The organism is Flavobacterium sp. NRK F7 (assembly GCF_024054195.1).
GTDB lineage: Bacteria > Bacteroidota > Bacteroidia > Flavobacteriales > Flavobacteriaceae > Flavobacterium.
The window spans coordinates 1-265 of sequence record NZ_JAMXLB010000003.1 but is presented as its reverse complement, the minus strand read 5'-3'; the positions used below and the strand labels follow the sequence as shown (position 1 = coordinate 265).

Annotated in this window: 1 pseudogene; it reads left to right on the top strand. The window is 37.0% G+C overall.

The features are described 5' to 3' along the window. Positions 1-265: pseudogene (locus NHF47_RS17020) on the top strand (T9SS C-terminal target domain-containing protein); the annotation flags it as partial.

Genomic DNA, 265 nt, shown 5'->3' with positions numbered 1-265 from the left:
CTAAAGGTCAGGAATTGTGGCAAAAAACCATTGGTGGTAATGGTATGGAAAAACTACTGAGTATTGCTCAAACCAAAGACGGTGGCTACATTTTAGGAGGTACTTCTAGCTCAAATACTTCAGCCGATTTGGAAAAGAATCCTTTTGGTAAAAGCGAAGATTCGAGAGGAAATTTAGATTTTTGGATTGTAAAACTAAAAGCCGATGGTAGCATGCAATGGCAAAAAACCATTGGTGGTCAATATGTAGACGAATTAAAAAGTAT